The sequence below is a fragment of the Pseudomonas reidholzensis genome, from assembly GCF_900536025.1.
GTDB lineage: Bacteria > Pseudomonadota > Gammaproteobacteria > Pseudomonadales > Pseudomonadaceae > Aquipseudomonas > Aquipseudomonas reidholzensis.
In genome coordinates, this window is the sequence record NZ_UNOZ01000011.1 from 1 (window position 1) to 8,415 (window position 8,415).

Sequence of the window (8,415 nt, forward strand, 5' to 3'; positions counted from 1 at the left end):
GGATGCGATGGAACTGCGCTTCGACGCCTTCGGCCAGCTCTTTGATGGCCTTGGTCTTGGCCAGGCCCGGCGCGCCCTCGACCAGCATGTGGCCATCGGCGAGAAGGACGATCAGCAGGCGTTCGACGAGCTTTTCCTGGCCCAGGATCTGGGTGGAAAGAAAGGTGCGCAGCGCGATCAGCGCGTCACGGTGTTCCATCGGCGAGGGTTCCTGGGAGAGGTGCCGGGGGCGCTGGGGGAGTGCCGCCTGGGCAGGGGCTGATACTTTAATCCATCCGGGGGTGTGGCGACTAATGGCGCTGTGCAAATTTGTGGGTTTGGGAGGGATCGTGGTGAATCGTTGGGCCTGTCACAGACTTCTGCAGCGCCTATGAGATCGAGCGCCGCCCGCGCGGCGCTTCGCGGGGCAAGCCCGCTCCCACATTTGTTGCAACGCGCCATGGCCTGTAAGAGAGGGGTTGCCAGCCTTGGTGCCAGGCGCGAGGCTGGTGAGAGGCCCTTTGGGTCGGCTCAATATCTTCGCCGGACAAACAAGGGCTAAGACAGGGGTCTTTCAGGCCATGGCACGATGCAACAAATGTGGGAGCGGGCTTGCCCCGCGAAGCGCCGCGCGGGCGGCGCTCGATCTAAAGGGCGCTAGAGAAGCTTGTGGCTAGCACCTCGCGATGCGCCGCGTGGGCGGCGCTCGATCTTGAGGGCGCCCGAGAAGCCTGTGGCTAGCACCTCGGAGCCCCCCAGATTTCGGTTAATTCCGACAACCAATCAGCCAAACCCTGATTCTCGCTGCTGGCGCCTTGCCTTCTGATGGTCGACCTTCGACCCCCGAGGCAACCGAGATGCAAGCCAAGTCCGCCGTTTCACCCTCTGCCACCCTGCGCGTCGGGCTGTTTTTCGACGGCACCGGCAACAACCGCAGCAACAGCGACCTGGCCGACAGCGCCGCGATTTCAGGCACTAGCTACGCCAACGCGCCGAGCAACATCGCCTTGTTGCTCGATCTCTATCCCCAAGGCCCAGGCGAATTGGCGGACGGATCTGCGCGCACCTTCCTGAAACGCTATGTGCCGGGTATCGGCACCGCCGACGGCCAGCCAGACTCGACCTACGACCAGTTGACCGGCCGCGGCGCCAGCGGGGTTGCGGCCCGGGCAGAGCAGGCGATGCAGGCTGTCATCGAGCAGCTGACGCTGTGGCGGCAGGCGAATCCCGCAGCGCGGGCCATCCGCCTGGAGTTCGACCTGTTCGGCTTCAGTCGAGGTGCAGCAGCGGCCAGGCACCTGGCCAATGCGCTGCGCAAGGGCCATCCCGCCCTGGCCGAGCTGCCATTCACCTGCGAGATCCGTATCTGCTTCATCGGCCTGTTCGACACCGTGGCGGCAATCGTCGCCCCACTCGAGGGCAACTTCAGCCCAGCCAACGCGCGCTATGCCGGCCTGCAGCTGAGCCTCGGCGCAGGTATTGCCGGCCACGTCGTGCAACTGGTGGCGGGCGATGAGCGCAGGCACAACTTCCCCCTGGTCCGCACCGCGCATGACATCGTGCTGCCGGGTGTTCACTCCGACATTGGCGGCGGCTACCCACCGCGCATGCTCGAGCAGGTGCTGCTGTGCAAGCCGCGCTCCAGTCGCGAGCCGTTGCGCAGCCCGGTCGAGCGCAGCAGTGCCTATGCGCACGTGCTGGCGCTGCTCGACCGCGAGTACGCACAGGCGCTGCCGCCACGGCCGCAGGTCATCACCTGGGAAGCGCCGGCGGGCAGCGGCAAGCCGGCCGAGCGCGAAAAACAGGTGTTCGCGGCCTTGTACCGTGAGCGAGAAGTGGCGGGCGAGCTGTCGCTGATCTACCTGAGCATCATGCGCGAGCTGGCGGCAGCGCAGGGTGTGCCGTTCGCGCCGGTCTCGCGATGCCCGCTGGACCCAGTGCTGGCCGGCATCAGCCGCAAACTTCACGCGTTTGCCTTGGGTCACCGTGCAGATCCCGACCTGACAGAGGCGGAGCAGGGGCTGCTGCAGTCGCGCTATGTCCACACCTCAGCACACTGGAACGCTGTTGGCGGGCTGCGCAACAGCGATCTGGACGTGCTCTACATCGATCGCCCCAGCCCCGCAGGCCGGGTGCTGCACGACACCTGCTGAGTGGCAGGGCGCCGATCAGAGCTCGCTGACGTAGGTGCCGGTGCCGTCGAGGATGATCCGCAAGGTCTCCTCGATCTCGGCCAGGTCACTGCCTTGCGAGGTAAAGACGATCTCCAGCGTCTCGTCGCCCTTCAGCGCATCGGTGTCCCCGGCAGCCACTTCCAGCAGCAGGCGGTTGGCACTCAGGGTCACTTTCAGGCCGTCGAGGGTCGAAGGCTCGTCGTCCAGGGTCAGGTCGACGGTGTCTTCATCCGGATAACGGGTGAGCAGAAACATCTGACCCTGGTCGCTGTGGCAGCACAGGGTGGCCATGTTGTCTTCCTCGTCATCGCAAGGGGTGGCGAACAGAATGGCGGTTTTCAGTTGCATGAGCGACTCGGGTCAAGAGGAATGAAATGGAATTCTGCCAGCCTTGAGGCAATCCATAAACGCAATGTTGCCGAGCATTGACCGAATATGTCGCAGCGTTGCAAGCCGCGGTGACCACTCAGTCGTTAAGCTGCCCAGTCGATGGGTCCCCGTAAAGGCACAGCCACAGGCAGTCGCTTTTGCAGGTACCCAATGGATGAGTGTGCCGGTCACGCTCAACGCCTGGTTTCATCGTCCTGTCTTGCCCTGGGTTGACTATGGTTGTTCCCAGGCGAGGCATACGCGCACGACGCTTCTCTACATAACAAAGCCCAAGCGGAGTACCACAGATGGCGTTCTTCACCGCAGCCAGCAAAGCCGACTTCCAGCATCAACTGCAAGCGGCCCTGGCGCAGCACATCAGCGAACAGTCACTGCCACAAGTGGCACTGTTCGCCGAACAGTTCTTTGGCATCATCTCTCTGGACGAACTGACCCAGCGCAGGCTTTCCGACCTGGCCGGCTGCACCCTCTCTGCCTGGCGCATCATCGAGCGCTTCGACCCCGAAACCCCGCAAGTGCGGGTGTACAACCCCGATTACGAACGCAACGGCTGGCAATCGACCCACAGCGTGGTCGAGGTCCTGCACCATGACCTGCCGTTCCTGGTCGACTCGGTGCGCACCGAGCTCAACCGCCGTGGCTACAGCATCCATACCCTGCAGACCACCGTGCTCAGCGTGCGCCGCGGCGCCAAGGGCGAGCTGCTCGAGCTGCTGCCCAAGGGCACCCAGGGCGACGGCGTGCGCCACGAGTCGCTGATGTACCTGGAGATCGACCGCTGCGCGAACGCCGCCGAACTCACCGTGCTGTCGCGCGAGATCGAGCAGGTGCTGGCCGAAGTGCGCGTCGCCGTGGCCGATTTCGAACCGATGAAGGCCAAGCTGCGCGAGATCGTCGAACTCGTCGAGCAGACCCCGTACCCGCAGGCCCAGCACGAGAAGAGCGAGGTCAAGGCGTTTCTCGAGTGGCTGCTGGACAACCACTTCACCTTCCTCGGCTATGAAGAATTCACCGTCGAGGGCGGTGCCGACGGCGGCCGCATGGACTACGACGAGCAGTCCTTCCTCGGCCTGCCACGCCGCCTGCGGGTTGGCCTGACGGCCGAAGAGCTGCGCATCGAAGACTACGCCGTGGCCTACCTCAACGAGCCACTGCTGCTGTCGTTCGCCAAGGCCGCGCTGCCCAGCCGCGTACACCGTCCGGCCTACCCGGACTACGTGTCGATCCGCCAGCTGGACGCGCAAGGCAAGGTGGTCAAGGAATGCCGCTTCATGGGCCTGTACACCTCCTCGGTGTATGGCGAGAGCGTGCACGCCATCCCCTACATCCGCGTCAAGGTCGCCGAAGTCGAGCGCCGTTCGGGCTTCGATGCCAAGGCTCACCTGGGCAAGGAGCTGGCCCAGGTGCTCGAAGTGCTGCCGCGCGACGACCTGTTCCAGACCTCGATCGACGAGCTGTTCAGCACCGTCATGTCGATCGTGCAGATCCAGGAGCGCAACAAGATCCGCGTGTTCCTGCGCAAGGACCCGTACGGCCGCTTCTGCTACTGCCTGGCGTATGTGCCGCGGGAGATCTACTCGACCGAAGTACGGCAGAAGATCCAGCAGGTACTGATGGAGCGCCTGAAGGCCAGTGATTGCGAGTTCTGGACCTTCTTCTCCGAGTCGGTGCTGGCGCGCGTGCAGCTGATTCTGCGGGTCGACCCGAAAAACCGGATCGACATCGACCCGCAGCAGCTGGAAAACGAAGTGATCCAGGCTTGCCGCTCGTGGCAGGACGATTACTCGACCCTGGTCGTGGAAAACTTCGGCGAAGCCCAGGGCACCAACATCCTCGCGGACTTCCCCAAGGGCTTCCCGGCCGGCTACCGCGAGCGGTTTGCCGCGCACTCGGCCGTGGTCGACATGCAGCATGTGCTGGCGCTGAACGAAAGCAAGCCGCTGGCGATGAGCTTCTACCAGCCGCTGACCCAGCTCGGTGAACGCCAGCTGCACTGCAAGCTGTACCACGCCGACACCCCGCTGGCGCTGTCCGACGTGCTGCCGATCCTGGAAAACCTCGGCCTGCGCGTGCTTGGCGAGTTCCCGTACCGCCTGCGCCACGCCAATGGCCGCGAGTACTGGATCCATGACTTCGCCTTTACCTACAGCGAAGGCCTGAGCCTGGACATCCAGCAGCTCAACGACACCCTGCAGGACGCCTTCATCCACATCGTCAAGGGCGACGCCGAAAACGACGCCTTCAACCGCCTGGTGCTCACCGCCGGCCTGCCGTGGCGCGACGTGGCGCTGCTGCGCGCCTATGCGCGTTACCTCAAGCAGATCCGCCTGGGCTTCGACCTGGGCTACATTGCCAGCACCCTGAACAACCACACCGACATCGCCCGCGAGCTGACCCGGTTGTTCAAGACCCGCTTCTACCTGGCGCGCAAGCTCACCCAGGAAGACCTCGACGACAAGCAATTGCGTCTGGAACAGGCGATCACCAGCGCCCTGGACGACGTCCAGGTGCTCAACGAAGACCGCATCCTGCGCCGCTACCTGGACCTGATCAAGGCCACCCTGCGCACCAACTTCTACCAGCCTGACGCCAACGGCCAGAACAAGTCGTACTTCAGCTTCAAGTTCAACCCCAAGCTGATCCCCGAGCTGCCCAAGCCGGTGCCCAAGTTCGAGATCTTCGTCTACTCGCCGCGCGTCGAGGGCGTGCACCTGCGCTTTGGCAACGTCGCCCGCGGCGGCCTGCGCTGGTCGGACCGCGAAGAAGACTTCCGCACCGAGGTGCTCGGCCTGGTCAAGGCCCAGCAGGTGAAGAACTCGGTGATCGTGCCGGTCGGCGCCAAGGGCGGCTTCCTGCCGCGGCGCCTGCCGTTGGGCGGTGGCCGTGACGAGATTGCCGCCGAAGGCATCGCCTGCTACCGGATCTTCATTTCCGGCCTGCTCGACATCACCGACAACCTCAAGGACGGCGGCGTGGTGCCACCGGCCAACGTGGTGCGCCACGATGACGACGACCCGTACCTGGTGGTGGCGGCCGACAAGGGCACCGCGACCTTCTCCGACATCGCCAACGGCATCGCCATCGACTATGGCTTCTGGCTCGGTGACGCGTTCGCCTCGGGCGGCTCGGCCGGCTACGACCACAAGAAGATGGGCATTACCGCGCGTGGCGCGTGGGTCGGCGTGCAGCGCCACTTCCGCGAGCGTGGCATCAACGTGCAGCAGGACCCGATCACCGTGATCGGTGTCGGCGACATGGCCGGTGACGTGTTCGGCAACGGTTTGTTGATGTCCGACAAGCTGCAGCTGGTCGCAGCGTTCAACCACCTGCACATCTTCATCGACCCGAACCCGGAGCCGGCCAGCAGCTTTGCTGAACGCCAGCGCCTGTTCGACCTGCCGCGTTCGGCCTGGACCGACTACGACAGCAGCCTGATGTCCGAAGGCGGCGGGATCTTCCCGCGGAGCGCCAAGAGCATCAGCATCAGCCCGCAGATGAAAGAACGCTTCGCCATCGAAGCCGACCGCCTGACCCCGACCGAGCTGTTGCACGCGCTGCTCCAGGCGCCGGTCGACCTGCTCTGGAACGGCGGCATCGGCACCTACGTCAAGGCCAGCAGCGAAAGCCACGCCGATGTCGGCGACAAGGCCAACGACGCCCTGCGCGTCAACGGCAACCAGCTGCGTTGCAAGGTGGTGGGCGAGGGCGGCAACCTGGGCATGACCCAGCTCGGCCGGGTCGAGTTCGGCCTCAATGGCGGCGCGACCAACACCGACTTCATCGACAACGCCGGCGGCGTCGACTGCTCCGACCACGAGGTCAACATCAAGATCCTGCTCAACGAAGTGGTGCAGGGTGGCGACATGACGGAGAAGCAGCGCAACCAGCTGCTCGGCAGCATGACCGACGAAGTGGCCGCGCTGGTGCTCGGCAACAACTACAAGCAGACCCAGGCACTGTCGCTGGCGGCGCGTCGCGCCCGCGAGCGGATCGCCGAGTACAAGCGTCTGATGGCCGACCTGGAGGCGCGCGGCAAGCTCGATCGGCCGATCGAATTCCTGCCGTCCGAGGAGCAGTTGGCCGAGCGTCTCGCTGCGGGCCAGGGGCTGACCCGTGCCGAGCTGTCGGTGCTGATCTCCTACAGCAAGATCGACCTCAAGGAGCAACTGCTCAAGTCGCAGGTGCCGGACGACGACTACCTGACCCGCGACATGGAGACTGCGTTCCCGCCGTCGCTGCTCAGCCAGTTCTCCGAGGCCATGCGCCGGCACCGCCTGAAGCGCGAGATCGTCAGCACGCAGATCGCCAACGATCTGGTCAACAACATGGGCATCACCTTCGTCCAGCGCCTGAAGGAGTCCACGGGCATGAGCCCGGCCAACGTCGCTGGGGCGTACGTGATCGTGCGTGACATCTTCCACCTGCCGCACTGGTTCCGCCAGATCGAAGCCTTGGACTATCAGGTCCCGGCGGAAATCCAGCTGACCCTGATGGACGAGCTGATGCGCCTGGGCCGCCGGGCTACGCGCTGGTTCCTGCGCAGCCGTCGCAACGAGCAAGACGCTGGGCGTGACGCTGCGCACTTCGGGCCGAAGATCGCCCAGTTGGGGCTCAAGCTCGACGAGCTGCTCGAAGGGCCGACTCGCGAGCGTTGGCAGGTGCGCTACCAGGGCTTCGTCCAGGCGGGTGTACCGGAGTTGCTGGCGCGCATGGTCGCAGGCACCACGCACCTGTACACGCTGTTGCCGATCATCGAGGCCTCGGACGTCACCGGCCACGATCCGGCGCAGGTGGCCAAGGCGTTCTTTGCCGTCGGCAGTGCCCTGGACCTGACGTGGTATCTGCAGGAGATCAGCAACCTGCCGGTGGAGAACAACTGGCAGGCCCTGGCCCGCGAAGCGTTCCGCGACGACATCGACCTGCAGCAGCGTGCGATCACCATTTCCGTGTTGCAGATGGCCGATGCGCCGGAGGACATGGATGCGCGTGTGGCGTTGTGGGCTGAGCAGCACCGGGTGATGGTCGAGCGCTGGCGCGCGATGCTGGACGACCTGCGCAATGCCACCGGGACTGATTACGCGATGTATGCGGTGGCTAACCGTGAGCTGGTGGATCTGGCCATGAGCGGACAGGCGGCGGTGGTGCCGGCCTGAGGCTCGTGAGCTGAAATGAAGAAGCCCCGGCAGTGATGTCGGGGCTTTTTTTTGGTTCTTTGCGGGTTGTGGGTGTTTGTATGATCGAGCTTATCCGGTTGATGTGGTGGCGCTGATGGCCCCTTCCGCCCTTACGGCGGGTCACTTTTTTTCTTGGAAAAAAGTAACCAAAAACCGCTGGCTCCCACATACGGCCCTCCGCTGCGCTGCGGGTTCCCTCACTCCGGCCTTGCTCCCGCGTGGACCGGGCTGTAGGGGCCTTCCTGGCCCCCAGCCCTTGCCGGCCTTCCTGGCCGTCACCCCGCTCCGCAAGACCTCCGTTCGGCCTCCTGAGGTCGCCAAGTTAGGGGTGGCGCCTGGGCTGGCGTTATCTTCGATAGTGGCATGAGTGGTGGATATTCGGGCCTCATCGCGGGCAAGCCCGCTCCTACAAGGACCGCGCCGACCTGTAGGAGCGGGCTTGCCCGCGATAGGGCCGGGACTGCCAATGCACATTCTGGCGCTGACGCGCTGTACCGCCCTTATAAACAAGCGAGAGCGCAGCGATTCGCCAGCCGTTGCCCTGGCCCTTGATCTGGACCTTGATCTGGCCTTTGATCTGGCTTGTGATCTTGATCTACCGCGACTTCAGGAGGCCGAACGGAGGTCTTGCGGAGTGAGGTGACGGCCATGGATGGCCGGCAAGCGCCGCGGGCCAGGAAGGCCCGTCCGGCGCGGTC

At 64.6% G+C, this 8,415-nt stretch carries 3 protein-coding genes and 1 pseudogene; 2 read left to right on the plus strand and 2 right to left on the minus strand.

Annotated elements, in window-relative coordinates; genetic code table 11:
* Nucleotides 1-199 (minus strand): annotated as a pseudogene (locus tag CCOS865_RS07930) (AAA family ATPase); the annotation flags it as partial.
* A gap of 637 nt (nucleotides 200-836) precedes the next feature.
* Here CCOS865_RS07930 and CCOS865_RS07935 point away from each other — a divergent pair.
* Nucleotides 837-2,132 carry a T6SS phospholipase effector Tle1-like catalytic domain-containing protein gene (locus CCOS865_RS07935; protein ID WP_119139569.1) on the plus strand — a complete coding sequence of 432 codons (1,296 nt, stop codon included), beginning with the start codon at nucleotides 837-839 and terminating at the stop codon, nucleotides 2,130-2,132.
* A 15-nt stretch (nucleotides 2,133-2,147) separates the two neighbouring features.
* On the opposite strand, the gene CCOS865_RS07940 is transcribed toward CCOS865_RS07935, so the two are convergent.
* Nucleotides 2,148-2,501, minus strand: coding sequence for a hypothetical protein (locus tag CCOS865_RS07940; RefSeq protein ID WP_119139570.1), 354 nt, complete (start codon nucleotides 2,499-2,501; stop codon nucleotides 2,148-2,150).
* Nucleotides 2,502-2,830: 329 nt separating this feature from the next.
* On the opposite strand from CCOS865_RS07940, the gene CCOS865_RS07945 reads away from it, so the two are divergent.
* Nucleotides 2,831-7,696, plus strand: a complete 4,866-nt coding sequence (locus CCOS865_RS07945; RefSeq protein WP_119139571.1) for an NAD-glutamate dehydrogenase — start codon at nucleotides 2,831-2,833, stop codon at nucleotides 7,694-7,696.
* The last annotated feature ends 719 nt before the right edge of the window (nucleotides 7,697-8,415 follow it).

Coding starts and splice junctions, on each gene's coding strand:
- CCOS865_RS07935 (WP_119139569.1), top strand. CDS start 837: ATGCAAGCCAAGTCCGCCGTTTCACCCTCTGCCACCCTGCGCGTCGGG.
- CCOS865_RS07940 (WP_119139570.1), bottom strand. CDS start 2,501: ATGCAACTGAAAACCGCCATTCTGTTCGCCACCCCTTGCGATGACGAG.
- CCOS865_RS07945 (WP_119139571.1), top strand. CDS start 2,831: ATGGCGTTCTTCACCGCAGCCAGCAAAGCCGACTTCCAGCATCAACTG.